This window comes from Simiduia litorea (genome assembly GCF_042853465.1).
Lineage (GTDB): Bacteria > Pseudomonadota > Gammaproteobacteria > Pseudomonadales > Cellvibrionaceae > Simiduia > Simiduia litorea.
This window is the reverse complement of sequence record NZ_AP031497.1, coordinates 3,401,169-3,427,684: the sequence shown is the minus strand read 5'-3', so window position 1 is coordinate 3,427,684 and position 26,516 is coordinate 3,401,169. Positions and strand designations below refer to the sequence as shown.

The 26,516-nt window shown below is 49.3% G+C and carries 25 protein-coding genes; 19 read left to right on the top strand and 6 right to left on the bottom strand.

What is annotated here, in order from left to right:
- Positions 1-8: 8 nt before the first annotated feature.
- Both ACGHTT_RS15210 and ACGHTT_RS15205 read left to right on the top strand, forming a co-directional pair.
- Complete coding sequence (locus ACGHTT_RS15210; protein WP_390591733.1) at positions 9-3,572, top strand: ABC transporter permease/M1 family aminopeptidase; 3,564 nt, start codon at positions 9-11, stop codon at positions 3,570-3,572.
- Between the two features lie 204 nt (positions 3,573-3,776).
- Entirely contained in the window at positions 3,777-4,226 is a 450-nt protein-coding gene (locus tag ACGHTT_RS15205; RefSeq protein ID WP_390591732.1) for a PaaI family thioesterase, read from the top strand.
- Here the strand turns inward: ACGHTT_RS15205 and ACGHTT_RS15200 are convergent.
- Entirely contained in the window at positions 4,213-4,860 is a 648-nt protein-coding gene (locus ACGHTT_RS15200) for a ChrR family anti-sigma-E factor (protein WP_390591730.1), read from the bottom strand. The genes ACGHTT_RS15205 and ACGHTT_RS15200 overlap by 14 nt on opposite strands.
- 28 nt (positions 4,861-4,888) lie before the next feature.
- On the bottom strand, positions 4,889-5,467 hold the full coding sequence (locus tag ACGHTT_RS15195; RefSeq protein ID WP_390591729.1) for a sigma-70 family RNA polymerase sigma factor: 579 nt from the start codon (positions 5,465-5,467) through the stop codon (positions 4,889-4,891).
- Positions 5,468-5,738: 271 nt separating this feature from the next.
- On the opposite strand from ACGHTT_RS15195, the gene ACGHTT_RS15190 reads away from it, so the two are divergent.
- From ACGHTT_RS15190 to ACGHTT_RS15140, 11 genes are all read left to right on the top strand, one after another.
- A complete protein-coding gene (locus tag ACGHTT_RS15190) occupies positions 5,739-6,203 on the top strand; it encodes a nuclear transport factor 2 family protein (RefSeq protein ID WP_390591728.1) in 465 nt (154 codons plus the stop codon).
- The gene (locus tag ACGHTT_RS15185) at positions 6,200-6,997 is read left to right on the top strand and encodes an SDR family NAD(P)-dependent oxidoreductase (protein ID WP_390591727.1); all 798 of its coding nucleotides are present in this window, start codon (positions 6,200-6,202) and stop codon (positions 6,995-6,997) included. Before ACGHTT_RS15190 ends, ACGHTT_RS15185 begins: the two co-directional genes overlap by 4 nt.
- A gap of 52 nt (positions 6,998-7,049) precedes the next feature.
- Positions 7,050-8,300 (top strand): NAD(P)/FAD-dependent oxidoreductase, encoded by a 1,251-nt coding sequence (locus ACGHTT_RS15180; protein WP_390591726.1) that lies wholly within the window; start codon positions 7,050-7,052, stop codon positions 8,298-8,300.
- The gene (locus ACGHTT_RS15175; protein ID WP_390591724.1) at positions 8,300-9,130 is read left to right on the top strand and encodes a DUF1365 domain-containing protein; all 831 of its coding nucleotides are present in this window, start codon (positions 8,300-8,302) and stop codon (positions 9,128-9,130) included. The genes ACGHTT_RS15180 and ACGHTT_RS15175 overlap by 1 nt, the downstream gene beginning before the upstream one ends.
- 10 nt (positions 9,131-9,140) lie before the next feature.
- Positions 9,141-10,460 (top strand): class I SAM-dependent methyltransferase, encoded by a 1,320-nt coding sequence (locus tag ACGHTT_RS15170; RefSeq protein WP_390591723.1) that lies wholly within the window; start codon positions 9,141-9,143, stop codon positions 10,458-10,460.
- On the top strand, positions 10,453-11,004 hold the full coding sequence (locus ACGHTT_RS15165; RefSeq protein ID WP_390591722.1) for a DUF2878 domain-containing protein: 552 nt from the start codon (positions 10,453-10,455) through the stop codon (positions 11,002-11,004). Before ACGHTT_RS15170 ends, ACGHTT_RS15165 begins: the two co-directional genes overlap by 8 nt.
- Before the next feature lie 798 nt (positions 11,005-11,802).
- Positions 11,803-12,459, top strand: a complete 657-nt coding sequence (locus ACGHTT_RS15160) for a DUF2971 domain-containing protein (protein ID WP_390591721.1) — start codon at positions 11,803-11,805, stop codon at positions 12,457-12,459.
- 107 nt (positions 12,460-12,566) lie between these two features.
- Positions 12,567-12,830 carry a hypothetical protein gene (locus ACGHTT_RS15155; RefSeq protein ID WP_390591720.1) on the top strand — a complete coding sequence of 88 codons (264 nt, stop codon included), beginning with the start codon at positions 12,567-12,569 and terminating at the stop codon, positions 12,828-12,830.
- A 99-nt stretch (positions 12,831-12,929) separates the two neighbouring features.
- Entirely contained in the window at positions 12,930-13,445 is a 516-nt protein-coding gene (locus tag ACGHTT_RS15150) for a lipocalin family protein (protein ID WP_390591719.1), read from the top strand.
- Positions 13,446-13,640: 195 nt separating this feature from the next.
- Positions 13,641-13,925, top strand: a complete 285-nt coding sequence (locus ACGHTT_RS15145) for a hypothetical protein (RefSeq protein WP_390591718.1) — start codon at positions 13,641-13,643, stop codon at positions 13,923-13,925.
- A gap of 342 nt (positions 13,926-14,267) precedes the next feature.
- Complete coding sequence (locus ACGHTT_RS15140; RefSeq protein WP_390591717.1) at positions 14,268-15,002, top strand: hypothetical protein; 735 nt, start codon at positions 14,268-14,270, stop codon at positions 15,000-15,002.
- 152 nt (positions 15,003-15,154) lie between these two features.
- Here the strand turns inward: ACGHTT_RS15140 and ACGHTT_RS15135 are convergent, their stop codons facing one another.
- Both ACGHTT_RS15135 and ACGHTT_RS15130 read right to left on the bottom strand, forming a co-directional pair.
- A complete protein-coding gene (locus ACGHTT_RS15135; protein ID WP_390591716.1) occupies positions 15,155-17,122 on the bottom strand; it encodes a TonB-dependent receptor plug domain-containing protein in 1,968 nt (655 codons plus the stop codon).
- Between the two features lie 151 nt (positions 17,123-17,273).
- Positions 17,274-18,149: an AraC family transcriptional regulator gene (locus tag ACGHTT_RS15130; RefSeq protein ID WP_390591713.1), complete on the bottom strand. Its 876-nt coding sequence runs from the start codon at positions 18,147-18,149 to the stop codon at positions 17,274-17,276.
- Positions 18,150-18,350: 201 nt separating this feature from the next.
- Between ACGHTT_RS15130 and ACGHTT_RS15125 the strand changes: the two genes are divergently transcribed.
- The 5 genes from ACGHTT_RS15125 to mmsB all read left to right on the top strand — a co-directional run bounded on the left by ACGHTT_RS15125 (position 18,351) and on the right by mmsB (position 23,988).
- Entirely contained in the window at positions 18,351-19,763 is a 1,413-nt protein-coding gene (locus ACGHTT_RS15125) for an aldehyde dehydrogenase family protein (protein WP_390591712.1), read from the top strand.
- Between the two features lie 161 nt (positions 19,764-19,924).
- Positions 19,925-21,091 (top strand): acyl-CoA dehydrogenase family protein, encoded by a 1,167-nt coding sequence (locus ACGHTT_RS15120; protein ID WP_390591711.1) that lies wholly within the window; start codon positions 19,925-19,927, stop codon positions 21,089-21,091.
- Between the two features lie 44 nt (positions 21,092-21,135).
- Positions 21,136-21,912 (top strand): enoyl-CoA hydratase, encoded by a 777-nt coding sequence (locus ACGHTT_RS15115; protein ID WP_390591709.1) that lies wholly within the window; start codon positions 21,136-21,138, stop codon positions 21,910-21,912.
- Positions 21,912-23,018, top strand: a complete 1,107-nt coding sequence (locus ACGHTT_RS15110) for an enoyl-CoA hydratase/isomerase family protein (protein WP_390591707.1) — start codon at positions 21,912-21,914, stop codon at positions 23,016-23,018. Before ACGHTT_RS15115 ends, ACGHTT_RS15110 begins: the two co-directional genes overlap by 1 nt.
- Before the next feature lie 49 nt (positions 23,019-23,067).
- Positions 23,068-23,988, top strand: a complete 921-nt coding sequence (gene mmsB, locus ACGHTT_RS15105) for a 3-hydroxyisobutyrate dehydrogenase (protein WP_390591706.1) — start codon at positions 23,068-23,070, stop codon at positions 23,986-23,988.
- Positions 23,989-24,096: 108 nt separating this feature from the next.
- Here mmsB and ACGHTT_RS15100 read toward each other — a convergent pair whose 3' ends face one another.
- On the bottom strand, positions 24,097-24,267 hold the full coding sequence (locus ACGHTT_RS15100; protein ID WP_390591705.1) for a DUF6435 family protein: 171 nt from the start codon (positions 24,265-24,267) through the stop codon (positions 24,097-24,099).
- Between the two features lie 194 nt (positions 24,268-24,461).
- A complete protein-coding gene (locus tag ACGHTT_RS15095; RefSeq protein WP_390591703.1) occupies positions 24,462-25,415 on the bottom strand; it encodes a TIGR01777 family oxidoreductase in 954 nt (317 codons plus the stop codon).
- A 191-nt stretch (positions 25,416-25,606) separates the two neighbouring features.
- On the opposite strand from ACGHTT_RS15095, the gene yghU reads away from it, so the two are divergent.
- Complete coding sequence (gene yghU, locus ACGHTT_RS15090; RefSeq protein WP_390591701.1) at positions 25,607-26,467, top strand: glutathione-dependent disulfide-bond oxidoreductase; 861 nt, start codon at positions 25,607-25,609, stop codon at positions 26,465-26,467.
- Positions 26,468-26,516 lie beyond the last annotated feature (49 nt).

Genomic DNA, 26,516 nt, shown 5'->3' with positions numbered 1-26,516 from the left:
TGCAAACAATGATTTTCTCTTTAGCCCGTTTTGAACTGAATTACTTCCGCAAGCAACCGTCCTTCTATGTGTGTTTATTCGTGTTCTTTCTGTTGCCATTTTTTGCCATGGTGTCAGACAACGTCACCATTGGAGGGGCCAGTAACGTAAATTTCAACTCGCCACACGCGATCACGCAAACAATGCTGATCATGAGTTTGATCGGGATGTTCTTAGTCGCAAATTTCGCGGGTGGCAGTGCGGTGCGCGATGTTACCCATAAGATGGAAGGAATGATGTTGGCAAAGCCAATTAGCCAAAGTCAGTACCTATGGGGACGATTATTGGGTGCATTTGCCGTATGCCTAGTGGTTTTCTTGGCTGTTCCGCTGGGTAGTTTGATTGGCAGCTTTTGGCCCACGGTTGACCCCGAGCGATTAGGCTCAACGCAATTGATGCCCTATCTATGGTCATATGTTGTTTTTGTGATTCCCAACTTTCTTTTTTGTTCGGTATTGTTTTACCTACTGGCGGTGAAAACACGCTCGATGATGGGTATGTATTTAGGCGTAGTTAGCTTCTTCATATTGTACGAATTGTCGCAAACCTTACTGTCAGACCCGAGCTATGTTTTGTGGGCCGCCTACCTAGATCCTTTCGGTTTGGGCGCGTTCGGTGAGGCCACTCGTTTCTGGACTGCTCACGAACGAAATACGCAGTTAGTATCGCTCGATGGTGCTTTGTTGCTCAACCGACTTATGTGGCTGTCTATTACGGTGGCTATGATGGTTTGCGCACACTGGCTTATCGATGTGCGTCGGCCTGCAAAGTTAGGTAGCGACAAGGCCAAGAACGATACCCAACGAGCACCCGTTAAGCCTGTAAATTATGGCGCTAATTTAAGCGCTAGTCAGTGGCCGAAATTCTGGGCGCGCAGCCATTTTGAAGTGCTGCAGGTTATTAAAAGCGCACCCTTTTTAGTTTTGTGTATTATCTCGCTTTTTAGTCTCGGGCTTATTGCATTTGATAACGACGGTGCATTCGGCACCAAGAATTGGCCGCTTACTCGAACCATGGCCGACTATGTAATTGGCTCTTTCTCGGTCATGATGCTGATTGTATTAACCTACTACTCGGCCGAGACGGTGTGGCGTGATCGACAACTAGGTATAGGCGATATAGTGGAGTCCACGCCGATAAAAAATTGGGGGTTGTACTTTCCAAAAGTATTTGCCTTAGTTGCAATTATCACGTGTCTATCGATATTGGGTGTGGTGTTTGCTGTGCTTTATCAGCTGGCAAAAGGCTATACGCAGATAGAGTTGACCGTTTATGCAGGTTTGTTAGGTTTAAATTTCATCCTGCCAATGATTATGCTCGCCTTGCTCGCCGTATTTATTCAGATATTAAGCCCGAATAAATATGTAGGCATGCTTTTATTTGTCACCTATTTTGTCGGTTCTATCGTGGCTCGTCAGTTAGGGCTGGAACACAATATGTGGCGTTTTGGCACCGCGCCGCGCGTGCTTTATTCAGATATTAATGGCTTTGGCCATTATCTATTGCCATCGTTAGTGTACAACCTGTATTGGTTTGGTTTGACCTTGGTGCTTACGGTTGCCGGATTTGGCCTTTGGCGTCGAGGTGCGCAACAAGGCTTAAAACATCGGTTTGGCTTGTTGCGTTACAACCTCGGGCGTGCAGGTCAGCTCGGTGTCGTGCTCGGGCTGGTACTGTTTTTAGGTTTTGGTAGTGTGATCTATTACCAAACCCGCGTTGTGAATAGTTTCCAAAGTTCGGATGATCTGCTTGATCGCCAAGCGGAGTACGAGCGTCGGTATAAGCCCTTTCAATCTGAGAATGTGTTAACCATTACCGATGTATACGCCGATGTCGACTTCTACCCAGCCGAGCGGCGTTTATCGGTCAATGGTGTTTACCAGTTGGTAAATAAAAATAAAACGCCGCTCAAGCGAATGATGGTTGTGTGGGATGGAGGGAAGCACCGAGCGTTAAATTTTGATATCGATGGTGGTGTGGAGGTTGAGCGCGATGATAAATTGTTTGTCAGTTGGGTTGAGTTTGAGCCGGCTGTACAAATAGGTGAAACCCGCAATATGAATTTTAGCTTCAGCCGCGCAAATCCTGGTTTTGTCGATCAAGCGTCTGACACTCGATTGGTATACAACGGATCGTTTGTAAACAATAAAGAAATATTTCCGCAGTTTGGTTACAACGCCGACGCAGAAATTGCCGACAGGCACGAGCGACGTAAACGTGATTTGCCCGAACTTCAACGTCTGCCTAAGCTCGAAGACGAAAGCCAATATGGTACTAATTTTATTGGTAAGGAAGCAGATTTCATTAACTTCGAAACGGTGGTGTCTACCAGCGCCGAACAATTTGCGATATCGCCGGGTTATTTAGAGCGCGAATGGCAGGCGGAAGGTCGGCGGTATTTTCATTATAAAATGGACACCCCGATGTTTCATTTTATGGCGTTTATGTCGGCTGAGCTGGCGGCATATAAAGAGCTGTACAAGGGCGTTAGCATTGAGGTCTATCATCAGCCAAGCCACGCCATGAATGTGGAGCGGATGGTTACTGCGGTGAAATCCTCGCTAGATTATTTTGGTGAAGCATTTTCGCCCTACCAGCATCGTCAGGTTCGCATCATAGAATTTCCTCGCTACGCTGATTTTGCTCAAAGTTTTGCCAATACAATTCCCTACTCAGAAAATTTGGGTTTTATTGCAGATTTGCGTGATGAAGAGGCAATTGATTACGTGTATTTCGTAACGGCCCATGAAATGGCGCACCAGTGGTGGGGCCACCAAGTTATTCCTGCCAATGTTCAGGGTGGTGCCGTGTTGTCAGAGACCTTGGCTGAATACTCGGCGTATATGGTCATGGAAAAGGCGCTTGGAAAAGATCAATTGCGGAAATTCCTGAAGTGGGAAATGGAGCGCTACTTGCGCACTAGAAGTCAGGAAATTCTTGAGGAAATGCCGCTGTACCGTGCTGAGAATCAATCCTATATTCACTATCAGAAGGGTGGTGTGGTGATGTATGCACTGCGTGATCGCTATGGTGAAACGGCAATTAATACGGCGTTGAAGCATTTTTTACAAGCCTACCAATATGCCGCTGACCCCTATCCAACCACGCTAGATCTACTGCGCTTCCTCAAGGCCGAAATACCAGCGCAAGACCATGCATTTATCGATGATCTGTTCACGAAAATTACGCTTTTCGATTTAAAAATTGACAGTGCTCGGGCCGTTAAGCAAGCGGACGGGCGTTTTCAGTTGACCTTAGAAATTGACGCTAAAAAAATCTACGCCGACGGTCAAGGCGAAGAAACTGAGGTGTCGCTCGCTGATCAATTCGATATAGGCGTTTTCACTCAAGACCCCGATAGCGCCAAGGGCAGTGATCACGTTCTTTATTTGGCAAAGCATCTCATTAAATCTGGGCCTAACACGGTGACATTGGTGCTTGATGAATTGCCAGTGTTTGCCGGTATTGACCCCTACATTAAAATGATTGATCGCAACGCGGATGATAACCTTCTGGCCGTCGACGTGGATTAATTGGAGTGAGGTAAGGCCCGGTTGCTGAGTCGGCCCCTACCTGCTTGTGGCACTGAGCTCATCCCTCAGTGCCAGGGTTGTGGGAAAAAGCGCGAACAGGGGTAAAGGTCATGCTGGCGGCAATAAGGTGACGTTTTTCGTCACTGCCTGATGGCCGAGTTTCCGGTACTATGGCCTTTTGCAATTCAGTCAGGATGCTTATCCATGCCAGACCCCGTCGATGCTATAACCGCACAGCTCAAGGCCCGTTTTCCCGATCTACCGCTGCAATTCCCGCCCGCTTGTTTCACGACGATGGGCGGCGAGTTTTTGCATTTTGATCCAGAGGCCAAACGCTTGAGGGTGCGCTTTCCCGTTAAGCCAGAGTTCGCCAACCCAATGGGTTATATGCAGGGAGGTTTAATAGTCGGCGCCATCGATAATACCATTGGCCCGCTAACTTTTTTGGTGGCGCAACCGTCGGTGACTACTCAGCTCAATACCAGCTATATTCGACCGATTACGCCCGATCTAACGCATTTTGAAGTAGAGGCGGTGATTACCGAGCAAACCCGGCGCTTGGTGTTTATCGACGCCGTGGTCTATGCCGGCGATAAGCAGCTGGCGCACGCACGCGCCAGTTCTACGGTGATGGAACGGCCTATTGGGGTTTGAAGCTCAAGAAGGGGTTTAACAAGCGGGTGAATTTACCGGTCATGCGCACCGGCGCCGCTACCACTGAAAGGCAAATGCACGGCGCATCGCGGCTGGCGAGTGGGCGATGAACTTGGCCTGCGTCGCGCATCAAAAAATCACCTTCGTGATAAATGCCGTTCTCATCTGAAAAACTACCGTCTAACACCAGTGTAATTTCTGTTCCCCGGTGGTCGTGTTCGGCCACGCTGCCACCGGCTTTGATCCGGTGCAAGGCCACTTCAAATTCTTGTTGCCCAGTGTGCAATCGCGCCATATCCAGTGAAGGAGTTAAAAACTGCCAGCGCGGCTGGCCCTGTTGCGTCAGCAGCTTATCGATGACTCTTGGCATTTTTGATCGCCCTTTAGGTACTCGCACCTCAGTTTTACCGGGTTGATCGAGTTTGCTGAATACCTTGTCGAGTAAGTCTTCACTCACCGCCACGGAATCGCAATCACTCATTAAATTGGCGCCAATACTATTTAAGCGCTCGGCTCTACGTCGACAATGGTCGCAAAAGTGCAAGTGAGAAGAGACCGCGATAGATTGAGCGAAGGCTAAGGTGCCGGCGCTAAATTCGACTAATAAGTTATCGTCTGGGTGATGTTTAATCATAGTGTTTACCTGCTCATGCTCGCGCATGTTATGCCAAGACCTCGCGGCCAATAACATCTTGGAGTTTCTTCAACGCTAGGCGCACGCGGGATTTCACGGTGCCTAGGGGGAGTGCTAAATCCTCGGATACTTCGGAGTGTGATAACCCCTCCATATAGACTTTGCGCAGCACCAGTGCTTGTTCATCGGGAAGGCCTGCGAGGGCATCGTGTACAGAGTTATGCTGGCGATGGTGCTGCAAGAGCGAGAAGGGCGTTTCGCTGGTTTCGTCTTCGTATAAGTCGTCTGCCGCTAACTCTTCCGTCACCGCGTTGGCTTGCCGGCGCAGCCAATCGATACGGCTGTTACGGGCGATGGTGTAAAGCCACGTGCTGGCTGAGGATTTTTTGGCATCAAACTGGCCAGCGCGCTGCCACACTTTAATCATCACCTCCTGCACCAGCTCTTCCGCTTGCGCGTGGTTGAGGCGCGACCCCTTAATCAGGAAGCCTTTGAGCAAAGGGGAAAAATGATTGAAGAACTGAGCGAAAGACGTCTTACAGCGCTGCTGGGCGATGCTTTCAAGTAGCTGGCTCCACTCGTCGTCTCGGTGAGAGGGGTCATTCACAGTTGTGCTCCGCGGCTCGGTGCCATTTGTGGCGGCGCCGATGTGAGGGCGCGGCTTAGTCATGTTCATCGCCATCATAGTTGGTCAAATCCAAGTGTTCCACTAGTGAAAAGTCAATTGCCAAGGTGAATGATCAATCCTTACTGACTCTATACGGGCAATATCAACCAATGGATCAATCGGTGAGCTAAGGTTTTAGAGGGGTTGCACTAGGGTGATCTAGTGGCCGGGGGCGAGCGTATTAAAGGTCAGGAATCAGGAGAAAGTGATAATGCCAGTGATAGAGAGATTTAAAGCCTGCTACGCAACCTTCGATAGCCGCAGTGTAAGTCAACTGAACAGCATCTATGCCAAAGATGCGGTGTTTATAGACCCCATCCACAAAGTGGTAGGGCTAGACCATATCATTGGCTATTTCACGGACATGTGCACAAATTTGGTGTCTTGCCGTTTTGCCTACTTACATCAAGCGAGGCAGGACGATGACGTGTTTATTCAGTGGCAGATGGTGTTCCAGCACAAAACCTTGGCCGGTGGCAGAGACGTTGTGGTGCCTGGCGTTACGCGTTTGAAGATTGCCCACGACCTTATCATCGAGCATGAAGATTTTTACGATATGGGTGCCATGGTGTATGAAAAAATTCCGATGTTCGGGCGTTTCATTACCTGGTTGCGCAAGCGTTTGGCAACGGCGAGTCACGATTTTAGCAGCCAGCCTTTGAGTGCCAGCAAATGATCACCGGGAAAATCATTTGGTTGACCGGCGCATCGAGCGGTATCGGGCGCGCGTTACTGGTCAAGTTGTTACGCGCAGGTAATCAGGTTATTGCCTCTGCCCGCAGTGCTGACGCCTTTACCGACATTAAAGCCGAGTTTCCGCACTTGCTCACACCGCTGGCTTGTGACGTGGGTAATGCTGAATCCATGGCGGCTGCGAAAGCCGAGTTACACGCCATCACCGATTCGCTCGATATGGTGATACTTAATGCCGGTTGTTGTGAATATGTAGACTTGCCGGTGTTTGAGCCGAAACTGTTTGAACGTGTTTTTGCCACAAATTTTCAGGGTGTGGTGAACTGTTTGGCCATCGCCTTACCGCTGCTGCGCGCCAACACGCACAGCAACGCACAGGCGAATACGCGCAGCCGAGCGCAAGTGGTTGCGGTGTCTAGTCTTTCCACTCTTTTACCCTTTCCGCGCGCCGAAGCTTATGGCGCCTCCAAGGCGGCGCTGGATTATTTTATTGCCACACTGCGCATTGATCTCAAGGCCGCCAATATTGATGTAACCCTAGTGCAGCCCGGTTTTGTTGCCACCCCCTTAACAGCGAAAAATGATTTTCCGATGCCCGGCCTCATTGCGAGCGGGCGCGCTGCCGATGAAATTATTTGGGCCAGTGAAAAACGTAAGAAACTGCATCGCTTTCCTCGGCGCTTGGCATGGCCCTTACTGGTATTGCGCAGCCTAGGCCCCGTGTGGGAGCGCTGGCTTGCGCCGGCGTTAATTAGAAAACCGCCGTCGCTGTATTAACCCCAAAACACCGTGTTGAAACGACACCCGAATAGTAAAAAAAGGAACCTTTGTGAAGATTGCGATTATTGGTAGCGGTATTTCAAGCTTAACGGCGGCTTATCTGTTGCACGAGATGCACGACATTACCGTGTTTGAAGCGGATGATCGCATCGGCGGTCACACGGCCACGAAACAGATAAATTACCAGGGCGAGTCCCATGCTATTGATACTGGTTTTATCGTCTACAACGACTGGACTTACCCCAATTTTATTCGGCTGATGACTCAGCTCGGCGTGGCATCGCGGCCGGCAGAAATGAGTTACAGCGTTACCGATGAGCTATCCAAACTCGAATACAGTGGCAAAAATCTAAATTCCCTTTTCGCGCAGCGAAGTAATTTAATCAGCCCGCGCTTCTGGTCGATGTTGCGCGATATCATGCGCTTTAATCGCGAGTCTGTGGCCCATTGGCAGCAGGGTAAAATACCGGCGCAGCAAAGCCTGCGCGAATATTTAGTGGAAAATCGTTACGGTAAGATGTTTACCCATCAGTACTTAGTGCCTATGGGGGCTGCTATCTGGTCCTCGGGTGATCAGGTGATGTTAGATTTTCCAGTAGAATTTTTTATTCGCTTTTTTAATAATCACGGTCTGCTTAGTGTTAACAACCGACCCCAGTGGCGCACCCTTATCGGCGGCTCACAAGCTTACCTAGAGCCATTAACCAAAGGCTTTGCGCACAAGATAAAACTGAATACCCGACTTGCGACCATTGTACGCGATGATCAGGGCGTCACCGTTCGCTTTGATAACGGCAAGTGTGAGCACTTCGATCAGGTCATCATCGGCACCCACAGCGATCAAGCGTTGAAACTTCTGGGCGATGCCAATCAGGCGGAAACTGACATTCTAGGCGCTATTCCCTACCAGCCAAATGAGGTGGTGCTGCACACAGACATTAGCGTATTGCCGGCGCGAAAGTTAGCGTGGTCCAGTTGGAACAGCCGCCTATTGCAACAAAAGCACGAGCGGCCAGTGCTCACCTACAACATGAATATATTACAGGGGCTAGAGTCGGAACATACTTTCTGCGTCACCCTCAATCACACCTCGGCCATCGATCCGGATAAAGTTTTGGGCGTTTATCACTATGATCACCCGGAGTTTACCGTGCCCGGTGTTACCGCACAGACCCGTTGGGCAGATATTAATGGTCGCAATAACACTTGGTTTTGTGGCGCCTACTGGGCCAACGGCTTTCATGAAGATGGCGTCAACAGCGGTATTCGCGTTGCCACAGCCTTAGGGGCAAAGTGGTAATGGACGCACAACTGGCGAGCGGGATTTACACAGGGCTACTTCAGCACGCGCGCTGGAAACCTAAGTTGCACCAGTTTTCTTACCGGGTGTTTATGGCCTATGTGGATTTGGATGAAATTCCGGCCCTGTGTTCGCGCTCCATATTTTGGTCGTGTGAAAAATTTGCGCCTTTTTGGCTGCGTCGGCAGGACTACTTTGGCAATCCAGATATTAGTATCAAGCAGGCGGTAATTGACAAGGTACAACAAACCCTAGGTTTTACACCGGCCGGCCCCATTCGCATGCTGACCAACCCGCGCTGTTTTGGTTTGCGTATGAATCCTATCACCTTGTTTTATGTGTTTGATGTCAGCGGCACTAAACTCGACGCCATGCTCGCCGAAGTTACCAATACGCCCTGGGATAATCGCTATGTGTACAGCATTGATTACCGCCAGAAAACCGTCGAGCAGGCGCAAGAATTTAGCAAGGTGTTACATGTATCACCGTTTATGCAGATGCAGCAAAAATATCGTTTGAAAAGCAATCTGCCTGATACAAACCTTCGTATACGGTTACAGAACATTGCTGTTTCCAGCGCCATGCAAATGGAAGAGCTAGGTGGAGATAGAAAGACCTTTGAGGCTAGCTTGCAGTTAACGCGCGAAGAGTGCACTAAAACGGTACTCAATGGCATGGTTTGGCGCTTCCCCTGGATGACAGCGAAAGTGTTAGGCGGCATTTATTGGCAAGCCTTAAAGCTATGGCTAAAAGGCGCAAGGTTTTACAGCAGCCCAAAACAGAATAATGAGCAAGAAAAATTCGTAAATGATATTGAACAAAGACAATGAGGACAGTTCCATGACGCCACCCCAAGCCAGCGGTGTAACTCAGTCAGATCTTAGGGATAATTTTATCAATGATGCATCCACAGCTGTGGCTGATCAGTTAGCGGCTTCTAAACCAAGCCGCATGTTTAGGAATCTATTGTTTAGATTGTTGAAAAACCTACGCCATGGCAGCGTAGAGTTACACGAGGCTGGCGAAGTATTTCATTTTGGCGAAACCACCAGCCAAGGCGTGAAAGCCAAAATTGCAGTGCACGATGCCGGATTTTATAGCGCGGTCATCACCGGTGGCACCATCGGTGCCGGTGAGTCTTACATGCGCGGCGAGTGGAGCTCGAACAACTTAGTGGATGTTGTACGCTTAATGAGCATCAACATTGCGCTCACTAACGACATGGATTCAAGCTGGAGCGCCATCAAAGGTTGGGCGTTAAAGCTCTATCACAGCTTACGAAGCAATACCAAAATAGGTTCGAAGAAAAATATTGCCGCCCACTATGATTTAGGCAACGATTTTTTCTCGCTGTTTCTCGATAAAACTATGATGTACTCGGCCGCCGTGTATGAAAGCCCAAGTGCCACCTTGGAGCAAGCCGCCGAGGCCAAGTTAGATAGAATTTGTAAGCGCTTAAACCTGCAGTCAACAGACCATCTATTGGAAATTGGTACCGGCTGGGGCGGTATGGCTATTCACGCCGCCAAACACTACGGCTGCCGAGTAACCACCACAACCATTTCACAGCAACAATACGATTACGCATGTGCTTGGGTAGAGCGCGAAGGGTTGCAGGATAAGATCACCCTGTTACTGGAAGACTATCGCGATCTCACTGGCCGTTACGATAAGCTCGTATCTATCGAAATGATTGAAGCGGTGGGTCATAAATTCTATCCGCAATATTTTGCCACCTGTTCCAATCTGCTGAAAGATGACGGCTTAATGCTGATTCAAGCCATTACCATTGCCGATCAACGCTTTAACTTTGCGAAGAGTAACGTGGATTTTATTCAGCGCTACATTTTCCCCGGCGGTGCTTTGCCGTCTGTGAGTGTGATTGGCAATTGCCTGCGTGAATACACTGATATGCAGTTGGTGGGCTTGGATGAAATTGGCGAGCACTACGCCCGCACTCTGGCTGATTGGCGCGAGCGCTTTTGGGCTACTATCGACAAAGTACGCGCCTGTGGATTTGATGAAACCTTTATTCGCATGTGGGATTTCTATCTCTGCTATTGCGAAGGCGGCTTTCGCGAGCGCGCCATTGGTACGTCACAATTGTTGATGGCCAAACCCAGAGCGCAACAACTACCGGCGCTAGTGGCTCTTGGCTAACGCACTGCTTAGGCTAAGCCCCAATATTGCCCTGCTGTTAAATGCACTGCTGTTTCAGTGCGTTTGGTGGGGCATTATTTTATATCACGATGCCACTGCTTGGCTTTTCATCGTGTTGTATTGTTTTTTTCATATTGCGCTAATCAGCGCGCATAAAAATTTGGAACTCGGCTTTGTTGCCTTGGTGGCAGGCATCGGCGTTGTGGCAGATCTTGTGTGGTTTTCACTGGGGCTAATGCTCTACGAAGGCACGAGATTTTTCCCCCATTGGTTAATTCCGCTCTGGCTTGCCTTCGCCACCACGCTGCCGCACAGCTTATTTTGGTTGGCAAAATATAAAATGCTCGCCGCGTTTTTTGGCGCGCTCTTCGGCCCTTTATCTTATTGGGCTGGGGCGCAGTTTACTGAGGTGAGTATTCCCCATCCCGTACCTTGGGCCATAGCCCTCGGCCTTTTCTGGGCTTTAGCCCTTCCGGCTTTTCTACACCTTTGGCAACGCTTAGAGTCAAACTCAAAATCCATCGATCGGTTTATGGGTTGGTAATTATCAATCCGGCTGGTTTTGTGATTTAGTAGCAAGCCGCATTTTAAGTCGCTCTGCTACGCTGGTTTATTCGCCTCGCTCTTTTCCTTCCCTCACCGTTTGTATTTGGACCGTTTGTCTTATTCTTTCTGGTTGTTGGGTTGTTGGGTTGTTGGGTTGTTGGGTTGTTCGGTTCCACGGGTTAGGTGGGGTTGTTGGAGTCGGAGTAGGGAGCTTCACCCAGCCACTTCACCGCTTCAGCATTGCTGTCCTGCAATGAGTCGCTCGCGCCACTTCCTGATGGCTTGCCTACAGGATGTAGGTACACCTGATGGGCAGGACGCCCAAGGAAGGTGTGCACAGGATGTAGGTACACCTGATGGGCAGGACGCCCAAGGAAGGTGTGTGCAGGATGTAGGTACACCTGATGGTCAATTTTCCTAGCAGTCAGGTGCTTAATTCCGCGGGTTCGGTGGAGTGGTTGGAGTCAGAGTGGGGAACTTCACCCTGCCACTTCACCGCTCCAGCATTGCTATCCCGCAATGAGTCGCTCGCGCCACTTCCCTGTGGCTTGTGAAGTGTCTGGGTGAAGCTCCTCGAAAGTTGGGTGCTTGAATCCGCGAGTTTAGATTTGGCGGCAGTCTTAATACCTTAGTGTTAGCCCTCAATACCACCTTGCCGGATAGACGCTTTGCCTTGTGATAATTTGCTGGCACTATTAACTGTAATCGGTCTGGAAAGTTAGTGGCAGGCTGGATATATGGATTTAATCCGTAATATATTGCGGACCTAATTCGCTGATTAACATTGATATAGCCTATGAGAGTTTATCACTTTGTAAATAAAGAATACGGAATTCAAGATCTTCAAAAAAGAAGATTAAAGATCGCTAGGCTGCATGAACTCAACGATCCATTTGAGCTGTTTGGTGTGGAATTTTCTAATGAAGATATTCGTAGTGCATTTCACAAAATGAAGACAGAATTGACAAAAAAACGAGGCCTTATCTGCTTTAGTAAGAGTTGGCACAATCCTGTGCAATGGAGTCATTATGCAGATAAACACCAAGGACTGTGTTTTGGGTTCGATATTCCTGACCACCATTTAGGTGAAGTTAATTACTCAAGAAAGCGGCTGGTGATTGATGCTGAAAGGCTGAAGAATCCTGGAAATATCACGTTTTCCTTCGCCAAAAGGTTTTTGTTTACTAAGTATTCGCATTGGAGTTATGAGAATGAAGTTAGAGGCTTTATTTCACTAGACAAAGAGACTGAGGAAAAGGGTCTGTATTTTCTTGATTTCTCTGATTCGCTAAAATTAAAGGAAGTTATTGTTGGTTCAGAGTCCGATATTACAAGACAAGAGATTTCAGATTCCCTGTCAGGCTATAACATAAATGTAAATTGCTTTAAGGCTAGGTTAGCATTCAAATCATTTAGGGTAGTGCGTCAAAGAAAGGAGAGTTTGTGGCTATAACAACAAATAAAACAGCGGACCTAAAATCCGCCGCTTCGATCTGGTTTTAGTCCGTTGCTTTTGGCGTTTAAGTGAAAATCGACTATTACCAACTATTAGGATGAAGCGTGGAGCTGTACATATTTGCTGCCGCTGCATTTTGTGGCGGGCTTTATTTCGTTATCCGTAATGTTCTACTGATGCGTGATGAGGGTAAGCTTATTGCATATCTTCAAACAAGCCCAAAAAGTAAGGCTTTGGTCGCACGTTACGGTATGGAAGAAACAATTAGAAAATCCAATAACGTATTTCTGCCGCTGGGTTGCATAATTGGCTGTTCTCTGCTGGCAGTTGCGGTGCGTAATATACTGATTATTGTTGGTGCAATTTAGTGAATCACTGAACAAGTGACTGTGATTAAAAAAATCGCTGCTATATTTTTATTTTTCGACGCCTGTTTAGGAGTTAGGTGTTAGGTTTTTGGATGCTTTATGAAAACAATTTTTCTGACCATCTGCACAGTTTTGTTGAGTGGCTGCCTAGGCATGCCAGAATCCGTGAAGCCCGTATCGGGGTTTGAGCTGGATGATTATCTGGGCAAATGGTATGAGGTGGCACGCCTTGATCATTCATTTGAAAGCGGAATGAGCCAAGTCACGGCTGAATACCGTCTGCGTGAAGATGGCGGTGTCTCGGTGCTCAATCGTGGATATTTGGCGGCTGAAAACGAATGGAAGGAGGCCGAGGGAAAAGCTTACTTTGTTGATAGCGAAACCGATGGCTATCTTAAAGTGTCTTTTTTCGGCCCTTTCTACGGCTCTTACGTGATTTTTGAATTGGACCATAAAGACTATAGCTATGCCTTTGTGTCAGGGCCTAATACCGATTATCTCTGGTTGTTGTCGCGAACACCGTCGGTGAAGTCAGAGGTAATGGAAAAGTTCCTGAAACTGTCGGCAGAGCGTGGTTTTGATACGAATAAACTTATTTATGTTGAGCACCCATAGCGCGCTATGGTGTACCAAGGCTACAAGACTAGAGAAGACATTTTTCTGGACGTGGAGAAAGCTTTTCCATTTCAGAGTAAACCTGAAGCATTTATGCTCACGAATCGAGCTGGTGAAGATTGTGTTTGCAGGTATATCGTGGAGCACATGCGTCATTACCCCGAGCCCATAATTCCAATGGATGGGGTGAGGTATATGCATTCTGAGCTGGCTAATTTGTCAGTTGCTGGCATGGGGTGGATATTGCCCAATCTTCTGCGTAAGGCTGTTTTGTGCACCCATCGCTTTGATACGCTCACAGAGGCAATTATCTACGACTTAGAGCTTGCTTCTGAGGGCAATGGGCTGGCGAAATCACGCTATTCTTGGCTGTCACTTTGTCAGCTGCAATGTCTTGAAAATATCTTGGAATATTTGTCTGAAACGCACGGCCACTCGATAGGAAAAGCAATGTTAGCAATCCGTCAGCTAACACCATGACGGACCGTTGAGTAACTCTACAAATTAGTGGCTAGAGATTTTTTTCAGATGTTCTCCTGCTGGTCGAGGAGTAATGAATCGGCCATTGTGGCGGCTGCTGAGCGATATCTGCCTAGCGCAACTCGTTATTGGCTTCTATTCTTAGTAGCGTGTTAATTTATTGTGGTTTGTCACATTGCAGGGATGGAGCATTTTCCTAGCCGTCGGTGCACCGCATAAATGAAAGCGTCTATTAGTTAGTATAGTCAGTATAGTTAGTAGCTGTGTCACCTAGTTGCTGAGTTTAGTACTTGTGTTACCGACTGTGATTTTCTTCTAGTTTTATGTTTGGGCTGAGTCTGCGTGAATAAATCGTCATTATATCTAAGTGCATTGCTGCTGTTGTCTCATCCGGCGGTTTGCCAGCCTAAAGAAATTTTGGTTGCCTTTGGTGCATCCTTGCCACCTTGGGTGCTCGAAGATGGCTCTGGCGGCATACTGGTAGATATGTTGAATACTTGCCTGAGACCCTCGGGCTATGAGCTGCAGCCAAAATTACTACCCTACGCACGGCGTATCTTTGCCTATGAGGCTGATCAGGTTGATATTGTCACCGACGTGAATGAGAAGCTAATCAGCGAGCGGGGACTTCAAGGTTACTATTCAGGTGATCTCTATTCGTATGAGAACTTCCTGATGTCACTGTCTACACGGGGGCTCCATATCACAAAAGTTGAGGATATCTCTCAGTACTCACTCTTGTCATGGCAGGGAGCGATCGAAAAAATTGGCGGCGCTTATGCGGAAATGGCGCAAAACAACAAGCAGTATAAGGAAACGCATAATCAAAAAACCCAATTGAGAATGCTGTTTAGACATAGAGTCGACTTCATTCAATTGGATGGTAATATCTTCGAGTATTATCGCCAGGAAATGATAGCGGATGGTGAAATTAGTAAAGATATCGGCGTCGATAAATTCCCGTTGTTCGGAAAAAATACTAACGGATTTCTATTTAAATCTAAATCCGTTAGAGATGCGTGCGTCGCTAATTTGGCGGCTGCTAAGAGTGCTCTTAGTGGCAGTGAGCATCCGTAGCTTTTACCTATACCTAGAGCTGCGCATTGCGCAAAGCATCGATATGTTTGACGGCGCGCGGTGTGCTATTTGAAGCGAGCCTTGCGAAGACTTTTGCTAATCAACGCAAGCCGCTATTAGCACATGGGCGGGATTCAATAAAACCCGAGTCTTTACCAGCTAACCCTAACCCCACCATTAATGACAAAACCATCCAGCGGTGCATAAATATCGCGAAATACCGGGTTAACTAAATCGCCTGAATTAATGTTTTCAAACTTGGTTTGGCGCGTGTCGGTGAAATTCTCGAAATTTAAAAAGGCGGTGACTGAGTCTGCCAGTTGCTTTTCTGTCATTAAGCCGAAAATCCAATAGCCTTCGCCGCGGCTGTCATTGTCTCGGCGTTGTGGGCTGAAGTAGTAGGCTTCAAGGCCGATGCGAAAGTTGTCTTCTCTTTCCCAGACCAACACCTGGTTGACCCGATGTTGTGACACTAAGGCCAGCTCTACATTGCCGTTAGCGGTTTCCTGCTCGGCATCCACATAGGTGTAGCCTAAGAAATAGCGTAATTCGCCGAAGCCAAAGATAAAATTAGCTTCCGCGCCGCGCGTGTTGATGGCGTAATTTTGTTGGTCGAAGTTGTATAAGCCGTTTTGTTCAATAATCTCTAAAGGCTTGTCGATTTGAGTGTGGAACAACATTAGATTGCTGGTGAGTGACCAGCTGTCGGATAGATCGAGCCGGTGGTTGATATCGAGGTTTAGGCCTTTTGAGGTTTCGGCGTCGAATTGGTCTGGGTCTATGGGCACGAGGTTTTTAAATTGCAGAGCTTCGGCATCGGAAACGAACAGGCTCGGCGTTTTGTAGCCATAGCCACCCCCGAACCGCACCGTGAGATCGTGCGTGGGCAAATAGAGTAGCGATATACGTGGTAATACAAAGTTGCCGTAGTCTGTGTGCGAGTCTACCCGCAGCCCCGCCTCGAGCACGACGGCCGAGGATAGGTCTCGGGTGTATTGTCCGAATGCGCCGAGGGTTTGTTCTGCGTAGTCGTGGTTGAAGCCGTCTACAGACTGATCTTGATCGAAGGCTTCTGTGGTGGCATTGAGGCCGATGACCCAACCGCCTTCGGCCGGATAGTCGGCTAGGCTGAGTTCGGTAAAGGTGGAAGTTTGGCTGCCGGAAAATTGGTAGCCGGGGCTTTTAAGCTGGCGTTCAAATTGGCTGTTGGTGTGTTTCAGCATCACTTCGACGCCATCGTCAAAGGCGTGAGACAAGCCAGCACGCAGGTAGGTCCGGCGGCTCTCGTTGTCTTCAAAGTAGTCGTTAGGTGCATCGCCTTTTATATAATCGATGCTGCCCCCCAAGCGGTTTTCGTCGATCAGGCCAACGCCTAGGTCGAACTTGGTGGCATCGGATAAGGCGTAAAACCAGCGCGGCGTGAAGGTGACGCGCTCGAATTCTGGGATGGCGGTGAGACCGTTATCGGCGGGATCAAAACCACGGCTTCGGTTGTAGGTACCAAATAGCGTTACCCCGTGCTGGCCGGCTTCGCGCGAATGAAAAACTGAAAGGTCCTGGCCACCGGCTGAGGTGGCGTTTAGCATCATCTCGGTTTCCGGTGTTTCCCCCGGTGTTTTTGACACTAAGTTGACCAGCCCCGCAATGGCGCCGCCACCGTAAAGTGTCGATGATGCGCCTTTGATCACTTCCACTTGTTGTAAGTCGAGCGGTGTAATTTGCAACAGGCTGAGGCTGCTGGAAAAGCCCGAATAGATGGGCAGCCCGTCGCGCAGCATTTGGGTGTAGCGCCCATCGAGGCCTTGAATACGAATGCTGGAGTTTAAGCTGGTGGCCGATGTTTGCTGAACTTGAATGCCGGTGCTTTCATTCAACAGCATGCGAATGTCACCGGGTTTCATGTTGGATTTTTCGCGCAGTTCTTCTTCACCCAAAATTTCTACGCGCAGCGGCGTGTCATCCAGTGTGCGGTGGCTGCGTACCGAGGTAACAATCACCTCTTCTATGTCATCGCCGTGCGCCATCACAGTAGGTGCGCAGGCGAGGCTTGAGGCGAGGGATACTAAGATTAGCAGTGGGTTGTTTATCCGACGCGAGGGACGAGGGCAGGCGTGTGGCATGGGTAATTTTTCCGGTTCTAAAATGCTGCCGGCGAGTATACCTGAAGTTTTTTAGATTTCGGGGCGATTGATTTTTCTTGCGAACTAGCACAGCTCTACTATCGACTAATTGCCGCGCGCCATTTTGCGCTTCGAATGTAAATCCACCCGTTTACAGTTTTGCCTTGCGGTAGGTCTCCGGCGCCATGCCAATGTTCTTTTTAAACAGGCGTGAAAAATAATAGGTATCGGGGTAGCCCAGCTCAGAGGCAATATGTTTGATGGAACGCGGCGTGCTGTCGAGTAGATAACAGGCGCGCTGCATCTTCATACTAATGAAGTAATTAATTGGCGATTCGCCGGTGGCCTTTTTAAATTTTTTGGAAAAATGAAATTTCGAGAGTTTGGCTTCGTGCGCCAAGGTGTCGAGATCGAGCTTGCCGTGAATATGTTCTTGCATCAGGGCGCGAATATTTTCCGTATCAAAATTATTGCCGGCATAGGGTTGACGCTGTTGCACGAGTAGCGCCACATAACTCAGTAGCGCTTGCACTTGATGCCCGCCTTGGATGAATTCCGCTAGGTTGTGGCTGCTGTGGCGCAGCTCTGCTATGCCATCAAACACGCGAATAACCCTGGGTTGTACGCCAATGTTAATAGGGCGCTCGGGGCTGCCGATGTGGGCGCAGAAATCATCGGCTAATAGGCCATCAAAATGCAGCCAGTAAATGGTCCAGGGTGTGTCTGCGCTGGCCTGATATTGGTGATGAGAACCGCGGGGCAGGTACAGTATGTCGCCGCTGTTGATGGCCAGCGTCTCGTTGGCCAAGGTGAGGCTGCCGCTGCCAGCGGTGCAGTAGATTAAGATATGGTCAGGGTGGCCGCGCCGTTTCATGGCGTGACCGCTGGCCCGCGGGTAGTAACCCATGGCGGTAACGTACAGGCTTTGCGACAGTGGTTGGGTTTGCAGTCGCCGGATCAGCACCCGCGGCGTGATAAAGCGAATGCCGTCGGGTGGTAAGGGCCAGCGGGAAGGCATGCTTATCATCTTACTCGCCTGCGTGGGTGTGCGGTGCGGCCGTGCGATGGCGCTAGCGGCCTGTGAATCAACCGCAATATAGTCCATTACTACGATAATATTGTCAATTTACCCCTGTTTTTTACTGTGTTCCTATAGGTGCATCCGCTTTCTCGCGATGGATTATCTATCGCAATAAAGTTCATTGAACCCCTTTGGTAGGACGCAAGCATGAGTGACAAGACTCCCGCACAGCAGGCAGCCGCAGCAGACATCAGCCGCTTAATTGAACGCTCTAGAATTGCCCAAGCACAAATTGAGCATTACAGCCAAGAGCAGGTGAATGAATTGATCACCGCCATGGTCTGGTCGGTATGTCGCCCAGGTGTTGCAGAGAAGATTGCCCAGTTCACCGTTGATGAAACGCAACTGGGTAACTATGAAGGTAAGTTCCTGAAAATTGCCCGTAAAACCCGCGCCACCTTGATGGATATTATCGATGATAAATCCGTTGGTATTATTGAAGAAGATAAAGTGCGCAATATTATTAAAATTGCCAAGCCGATGGGCGTGGTGGGCGCGTTGATTCCCTGCACCAACCCAGAGGCGACGCCGGTGATTAAGGCTATCTCGGCAGTGAAGGGGCGCAACTCGATTATTCTGGCGCCGCACCCGCGCTCGAAGCAAACCAATAAAATGATTTGCGACATTATGCGCGACGCGCTGAAAAAATTTGGCGCGCCAGAAGATTTAGTGATTGCCATTGATGTGCCGTCTTTGGAATTAACCGAAGCGCTGATGGCCCAGTGCGATCGCGTGCTGGCCACCGGTGGCCCTGCCATGGTGAAAGCAGCTTACTCTTCGGGCAAGCCTGCTTTGGGTGTGGGTGCCGGTAACGCGGTTATTACGGTTGATGAATCCGCCGATATCGCCGATGCGGCAGAAAAAATTCGCATTTCGAAAACCTTGGATTTAGCGGCCTCCTGTTCTTCTGATAATTCTGTGATTGCACTGGCGTCTGTGTATGACGAGCTGTTAGAAAAGTTGCAGGCCCAGGGCGGTTATTTAGTCAATGAAGAGGAAAAGCAAAAGTTGCAGGCCGTGATTTGGGAAGACGATCACATCAATGCGCGCATTGTGGCTCAGCCGGCGTCGAACATTGCCGGTATGGCTGGGTTTGCGTTACCCGAGGGCAAGAGCTTTTTCATCGTGCCGGAAACCGGTGCCGGTGCTGACTACCCGTTCAGCGGCGAAAAAATGTCGGTCACCATGGCCTTCTATAAAGTGGCGAACATCGATGAAGCGATCAAGCTGACTAACGAGATACAGGCTTACCAAGGTCAGGGCCACTCCTGTGGTATCTACTCCCACACGCAAGAAAATATCATGAAGTTTGGCATGGAAACCAAAACCTCGCGGGTGATGGTTAACCAGCCACAGGCACCTTCTAACAGCGGTAACTTGTGGAATGGCATGCGCCAAACTTTCTCTCTCGGCTGTGGTTCTTGGGGCGGTAACGGCACCAATAACAACATTACTTGGCAAGACTTGATTAATGTCACCTGGATTTCTATGCCGCTGGCGAAAACCAAAGTTGTGCCAAGTGACGAGCAGTTGTTTGGTGCGGTGATGGATAAATTCTAAACCACGCCTCTGAGCTTGCACTGTAGGGCGCCGGCAAGAATCGGCGCTTTACATCTAGGCCAGTGCAGTAAGTCCTGTGAGCAGAGGCCGCATGCCTAGCAGGGCAACCTAGATATAAATACTAGACATAAAAATTAGACGTTCACTTTAGGAATACAGCAATGGATTTTTCACTCAATGAAGATCAATTGGCCTTTCAAGATGCGGCACGTAGTTTTGCCGCTGGCGAAATGGCACCCTTCGCCGCCGAGTGGGATGAGAAAAAAATCTTCCCTAAAGCCATGTTTAAAAAAGCCGGTGAATTAGGCTTCATGGCCATGTACTGCCCAGAGCGCGTTGGCGGTATGGATTTATCGCGTTTAGACACCGCCATTATTTTGGAAGAGTTGGCCGTGGGTTGCACGTCAACGGCGGCATTCATTTCCATTCACAACATGGCCAGTTGGATGATTGCCACTTGGGGCCAGCCATCGGTGCAGGCGCAGTGGAGTAGCGATTTGGCTACCGGTGAAAAACTTGCGTCCTATTGTTTAACCGAACCTGGCGCTGGCAGCGACGCCGGTTCATTGCGCACCACGGCGAAGAAAGATGGCGAAGTTTACCTACTCAATGGCAGTAAAATGTTTATCAGTGGCGCCGGCGAAACCGATGTGCTGGTAGTCATGGCGCGCACGGGTTCACAGGAGGATGGCGCCAAGGGTATTTCTGCCTTCGCCATTCCGGCCGATTTGGCCGGTATTAGCTACGGTAAAAATGAAGATAAAATGGGTTGGAATTCGCAACCGACGCGCGCCATCAGTTTTGAAAATGTAAAAGTACCGGCGGCGTGTTTGCTTGGCGCTGAGGGTGAAGGTTTTAAGATTGCCATGAAGGGTTTAGATGGCGGCCGTATTAATATTGCCAGCTGCTCCATGGGCGCGGCTCAGGCCTGTATTAATTTAGCGCAGGCGTATATGCAAGAGCGCAAACAATTTGGCAAGCCACTTGCCGCGTTCCAGGCGTTGCAATTTAAGTTGGCCGATATGGTGACTGAACTGGTTGCCGCTCGGCAAATGATTCGCCTAGCGGCGAATAAGATTGATAGTGATGACCCCGATAAAACCACTTATTGCGCCATGGCTAAGCGCTTTGCCACCGATGTGGGTTTTAACGTGTGCAACGACGCGCTACAGTTGCACGGCGGATATGGCTATATTAAGGAATATCCCATAGAGCGCTATATGCGCGACGCTCGTGTGCACCAGATTTTAGAGGGCACCAATGAGGTGATGCGTGTGATTACCGCGCGTCGAATTTTAGAAGAGGGTGCCACTAAGGTTATTCGTTAGTCGGTGCTTCCACTCAACGCTACCAGATATGACAAGGATCTCACATGAGTGATTTATTGAAATTAGAAAAGCGCGGCCATGTCGCCATCATTACGCTCAATAATCCGCCGGCTAACACCTGGACACCGGAGAGCCTGAATTATTTAAAGACTATTGTGGGCGAGTTGAATGCCGACAAGGAAAACTATTCGCTGATCATCACCAGCGACAGCGAAAAATTCTTTAGTGCCGGCGCCGATTTGAATCGCTTCAACCACGATGACAAAGGCTTGTCGTTCGAATTTTCGGCGGCATTTGGTAGCGCCTTCGAAGCGCTGGCTGATTATCAAGGCGTGTCTATTTCGGCTATCACCGGTTTTGCCATGGGCGGCGGTTTGGAAGTGGCACTATCTTGCGATGTACGCATTTGTGAAGAGCAGGCGCAAATGGCATTGCCGGAAGCGTCGGTTGGCTTATTGCCCTGTGGCTTGGGTTCACAGCAATTGTCGTGGCTTATCGGCGAGGGCTGGGCTAAGCGCATGATCTTATTGGGCGAGCGCATTAAGGCACCGCAAGCAGAAAAAATTGGCTTGGTTTCGGAAGTGGTTGGCACCGGCACTGTGCTTACACGGGCGTTAGAGTTGGCGGCAAAAGTTGAAGGCCAATCGCCAACCTCGGTGCGCTATTGTAAGGAATTAATCATGCAGGCGCGCAGCGGCGATATTAATTCTGTGTTTGCCAAAGAGCGCGAGTTGTTTGTCAAACTGTGGGATACCCAAGATCAAAAAGAAGGTGTCAGCGCCTTTGTTGAAAAGCGCAAACCGCAATGGAAAAACAGCTAATGACCAGCCCCGTACTGTTTGAACAAATCCCAACTCAGGATGGCCATAGGTTTGGCGTTATCACGTTAAACAGCGAAAAAACCTTGAATTCGCTCACCCTCGATATGGTTGAGCTGATGCTTGAAACACTGCTGCACTGGCAAACCGATGCCAACATTGTTGCCGTGTTTATTCAAGGTGCTGGCGAGAAAGCCTTTTGCGCCGGCGGCGACGTGCAGGCATTGCGTCAGTCATCGGTGCAAAACCCCGGCGGCCCCTGTGACTATGCCGAAACCTTTTTTGCCCGTGAATATCGCTTAGATTATTTGCTGCATAATTACGGTAAACCAACCATCGTGTGGGGCCATGGTATTGTGATGGGCGGCGGCTTAGGTGTGTTTGCCGGTTGCACCCACCGCATCGCCACGGAAAGAACCCGCATTGCGATGCCCGAAGTTACGATAGCGTTATTTCCCGATGTCGGCGGCAGCTATTTCTTAAACAGAATGCCGGGCCAGTGCGGGCGCTTTTTAGCCTTGAGCGCGGCGTCTATCAATGGTGCCGATAGCCTCTATGCCGGATTGGCTGATTTTGCGATTAGCCATAGTCATAAACCGGCGTTGCTTGAGCAATTGCAAGCACTCAATTGGGCGTCGAACAAGGTCGGTGATGAACTGACGGCGCTGCTCGAAGGTTTGCAGCGTCAATCGACGGCAGACATACCGCTGGGCAATCTGGAAACCCATCAAGGGGTGATTGATCAGCTGTGCCAGGGTGATGATGTGGAAGTGATCGCACAGCGATTCGCCGCACTGGAAACCGACGACAAATGGCTGCAGCGTGCTCAAACGGGTTTGGCCAGTGGCTCGCCCTTGGCCGTTAAATGGATTTTCAAGCAGTTACAGCTGTGTCAGGGCTTGTCGTTGAAAGCGGTGTTTGAAAAAGAAATATTACTGGCGACCAATATTGTTCGGCACAGTGAATTTGCTGAAGGTGTTAGAGCGTTGTTGGTGGATAAAGACCAGGCGCCGAACTGGCAATACAAACAACTCAGCGATGTCACTGATGCCATTGTCGCGCCATATTTTCAAGCACCTTGGCCGCAAAATCCGCTGCGCGATTTATAAATAACATTCGCTATCGATAATTTTTAACGACAGTTTAAAGGGCAGGGCAATGACACAGAAAGTAGCTTTCATTGGTTTAGGTAATATGGGCGGCGGCATGGCTGCCAACCTTGTTAAAGGCGGCTTTGAGGTGCGCGCTTTCGATCTTTCGCCTGCGGCCCAAGCCCATGCCAAAGAAGAGGGTTGCAGCATTGCCGCGAGTGCCGCTGATGCGGTGGTGGGTGCCGATTATGTGGTGAGTATGTTGCCTAACGGCGCAATTGTGGAAGGTGTTTACATCGGTAGCGATGGCACTGATGGGCTGCTCAATGTTATGCCTAAAACTGCGTTAATTTTAGATTGCTCTACCATTGCGCCAGACAGTGCCCGCCGAGTTGGCGCCGCCGCCGAAAAAGCCGGCATTCGCTTCGTGGACGCACCTGTGTCTGGTGGCGTAGCCGCTGCCGCTGCTGGCACCCTAGCATTTATGGTTGGCGGCGTTGAATCGAGTTTCGAGGCGGCCAAAATCGTTTTGCAACCGATGGGCAGCAATATTTTCCGCGCTGGGGATGTAGGTGCTGGGCAGGTGGCAAAAATTTGTAACAACATGCTGCTCGCCATTCACATGACGGGTACCGCAGAAGCTTTGCAGCTCGGCATGGATAACGGTTTAGATCCGGCTGTGCTGTCGAATATTATGTTGAAAAGTTCTGGCTGCAATTGGAGCTTACAAAAGTACAACCCCGTGCCCGGTGTGATGGAAGGCGTGCCTGCATCGAAAGATTATCAGGGCGGCTTTATGGTTGATCTGATGTTAAAAGATTTGGGCTTAGCGATGGAGGCATCCTTGAGTAGCCGCTCGTCTATACCCATGGGCGCTGCCGCGCGAAACTTGTTCAACTTACACAAGCACTCGGCGGGTGAAGATCAAGGTAAAAAAGATTTTTCCAGTATCCAAAAATTTTATACAGGTAATAAAAAGTCTTCCTAAGCTCTTTAAGGGGCGGCCTTCCAGCTTTCGGCTAGGTTCAATCTCTACCTATACACGTGACGCTTGCTATAGGTAGAGAGTGAACTGACATTGCCACCCACAACGCGGCTATTTCCTTTCCAAATTTTCCAGCTCTACGCCTATCTTCTCCGCTGCTTCAGTTAGCTCGGAATAGCGTTTTATATCGCCTGAGCGTTGGGCTTCCATAGCTTGTTGCAACAGTGCTTGATACTGTTGGGCGAGTTTTCGAGCGGGGTCTAACTTAAACATCTTGAACATTCAGTAAACTCCTGACCAAGCATCATTGGGTGCAGATTAAATCATTAGCCAAAGGGTCAATATCCGTTGAAAGAAGGCAACTGGCTGGCTAAGGCTTCTAGCGTAACTCGACGCAGGCATATAACGATGCAAGTGCCATCGGATTAAAGTATCAACAGATTATAGGCTCTGCTCATCAATACAGGCTAAACGATCTAGTGAGCTTGTTTGCTTTTAATGAGTGCATCCAGCGCCTGCGTTAATGAAGAAAATTCAAACGTGAAGCCATTGTTTAGAAGCTTTTCTGGGTAGATGTTTTGGCTGCCTAATAGCAGCGCTGCCGATTCACCCATGAGTAGCTTTAACAGTGTGCCCGGAACGGGTATGAAGGCGTTCCTACCTAACGTGTGAGCGAGGCTTTGAGTAAACACCTTGTTGGTGACGGGTTCGGGTGCGGTTAAATTAAAAGGTCCGCTTGCCGTTGGTATGTGCAGAAGAAACTCGATGGCGTTGACCGCGTCGCGCTCGTGTATCCAAGACATCACTTGATTGCCGGAGGCTATTCTGCCGCCCAAGCCAAGTTTGAAGGGCGTTAACATTTTCGCTAAGGCGCCGGCTTCTGCATCCAGCACAATACCCGTGCGTAACAGCACGACGCGGCAATGATCTTGCGCGCCTAGGGCGATCGTTTCCCAGCGCTGACACAGGGTTTGGGCGAAGTCGCTAGATTTCGGTTTGGCGGCTCGCGTGGTTATCGTTGCTGGCATCGTGTTTTCGCTCTGCTGCTCGGCGCCCGCGTCGCCATAATAGCCAATGGCCGAACCGCTTAAAAATACCTTGGGCGGCACCTTGCTGTTTTTGATTAAATCCACCAGTTGCTGGGTAAGCTGCCAGCGGCTTGCGCAGATTTCCGCTTTCTGTTTTGTCGTCCAGCGTTTATCCGCGATTGCTTCGCCGGCTAAATTGATCACCGCATCAATGCCATCCAGCGTGGGTAAGTCAGCTAAGTGATTAATAACACGCAGGTTGGTTGCGCCTTCAGAGTCTGAACAAAGGCGTTGCTTGGCCTTTACCGGGTCGCGACTGAGCACCGTGAACTGGTGGTGGCGATAATGCCGTATATATTGTGCGCCGATAAAACCTGTGGCGCCGGTTATAAGAATATGCATGTTGGCCTGATTGAACTCCGCAGCAGTAGGTTCTTTAAGTACGTAGAAAGGCAGCTAGTGGATCTGATCACGGGTGATAGGCTGGTTGTGATACGCTACGGCATAAACTTTTTCGGCTCAAGTAACAAAGTGTCGTGAAACGGCTCTAAGTGTTCATCAATTAAGTCAATACAACTGGAGAGAGGAAAAGCGTGAGCCAGTCTACAACCTATACACCACCCAAGGTCTGGACCTGGGATCAAGAGAGCGGCGGCAGGTTTGCCAATATTAATCGCCCAATTTCGGGTGCCACGCGGGACAAGCCCTTACCCGTTGGTAAACATTCCTTGCAACTCTACTCTATGGCAACCCCCAATGGCGTGAAAGTCACCATCATGCTTGAAGAGTTGCTGGCTATGGGTGTTAAACAAGCTGAGTACGATGCCTGGTTGGTGCATATCGGCGATGGCGATCAATTTACCTCCGGCTTCGTTGCGGCAAATCCGAATTCAAAAATTCCGGCCATGATGGACCACAGCACTGAAACGCCAACCCGACTGTTTGAATCAGGGTCAATTTTGATGTACTTGGCTGAGAAATTTAATGCGTTTTTACCGACAGAACCAAGTGCAAAAGCGGAAGTGCTCAATTGGCTATTTTGGCAAATGGGTGCAGCACCTTATTTAGGCGGTGGCTTCGGGCATTTTTATGCCTATGCACCGGAAAAATATGAATACCCCATCAATCGTTTTTCCATGGAGGTAAAGCGTCAGTTAGATGTGTTGGATAAGCAATTGGCGGAACGTGAGTTTATGGCCGGCACTGATTACACCATTGCCGATATGGCAATCTACCCTTGGTACGGTGTGTTGGTGCAAGGTGGCTTATATGAGGCCGCTGAGTTTTTATCAGTGCACGAGTATAAGCATGTACGCCGTTGGGCCGACACGATTAAAGCTAGGCCAGCGGTGCAACGTGCAAAATTAGTGAATAAAGTGTGGGGCGATGAATCGCGTCAATTGGCTGATCGTCATAATGCTGCGGATATCGATGCTGTTCTTAAGGCGCAATAGGCTGGGTTAATGTACGGCGTGGAAGACGCTACAGGAGTTCTTCCACGCT

Coding starts and splice junctions, on each gene's coding strand:
- ACGHTT_RS15210 (WP_390591733.1), top strand. CDS start 9: ATGATTTTCTCTTTAGCCCGTTTTGAACTGAATTACTTCCGCAAGCAA.
- ACGHTT_RS15205 (WP_390591732.1), top strand. CDS start 3,777: ATGCCAGACCCCGTCGATGCTATAACCGCACAGCTCAAGGCCCGTTTT.
- ACGHTT_RS15200 (WP_390591730.1), bottom strand. CDS start 4,860: ATGATTAAACATCACCCAGACGATAACTTATTAGTCGAATTTAGCGCC.
- ACGHTT_RS15190 (WP_390591728.1), top strand. CDS start 5,739: ATGCCAGTGATAGAGAGATTTAAAGCCTGCTACGCAACCTTCGATAGC.
- ACGHTT_RS15185 (WP_390591727.1), top strand. CDS start 6,200: ATGATCACCGGGAAAATCATTTGGTTGACCGGCGCATCGAGCGGTATC.
- ACGHTT_RS15175 (WP_390591724.1), top strand. CDS start 8,300: ATGGACGCACAACTGGCGAGCGGGATTTACACAGGGCTACTTCAGCAC.
- ACGHTT_RS15170 (WP_390591723.1), top strand. CDS start 9,141: ATGACGCCACCCCAAGCCAGCGGTGTAACTCAGTCAGATCTTAGGGAT.
- ACGHTT_RS15160 (WP_390591721.1), top strand. CDS start 11,803: ATGAGAGTTTATCACTTTGTAAATAAAGAATACGGAATTCAAGATCTT.
- ACGHTT_RS15150 (WP_390591719.1), top strand. CDS start 12,930: ATGAAAACAATTTTTCTGACCATCTGCACAGTTTTGTTGAGTGGCTGC.
- ACGHTT_RS15145 (WP_390591718.1), top strand. CDS start 13,641: ATGCATTCTGAGCTGGCTAATTTGTCAGTTGCTGGCATGGGGTGGATA.
- ACGHTT_RS15135 (WP_390591716.1), bottom strand. CDS start 17,122: ATGCCACACGCCTGCCCTCGTCCCTCGCGTCGGATAAACAACCCACTG.
- ACGHTT_RS15130 (WP_390591713.1), bottom strand. CDS start 18,149: ATGATAAGCATGCCTTCCCGCTGGCCCTTACCACCCGACGGCATTCGC.
- ACGHTT_RS15125 (WP_390591712.1), top strand. CDS start 18,351: ATGAGTGACAAGACTCCCGCACAGCAGGCAGCCGCAGCAGACATCAGC.
- ACGHTT_RS15120 (WP_390591711.1), top strand. CDS start 19,925: ATGGATTTTTCACTCAATGAAGATCAATTGGCCTTTCAAGATGCGGCA.
- ACGHTT_RS15115 (WP_390591709.1), top strand. CDS start 21,136: ATGAGTGATTTATTGAAATTAGAAAAGCGCGGCCATGTCGCCATCATT.
- ACGHTT_RS15110 (WP_390591707.1), top strand. CDS start 21,912: ATGACCAGCCCCGTACTGTTTGAACAAATCCCAACTCAGGATGGCCAT.
- mmsB (WP_390591706.1), top strand. CDS start 23,068: ATGACACAGAAAGTAGCTTTCATTGGTTTAGGTAATATGGGCGGCGGC.
- ACGHTT_RS15100 (WP_390591705.1), bottom strand. CDS start 24,267: ATGTTCAAGATGTTTAAGTTAGACCCCGCTCGAAAACTCGCCCAACAG.
- ACGHTT_RS15095 (WP_390591703.1), bottom strand. CDS start 25,415: ATGCATATTCTTATAACCGGCGCCACAGGTTTTATCGGCGCACAATAT.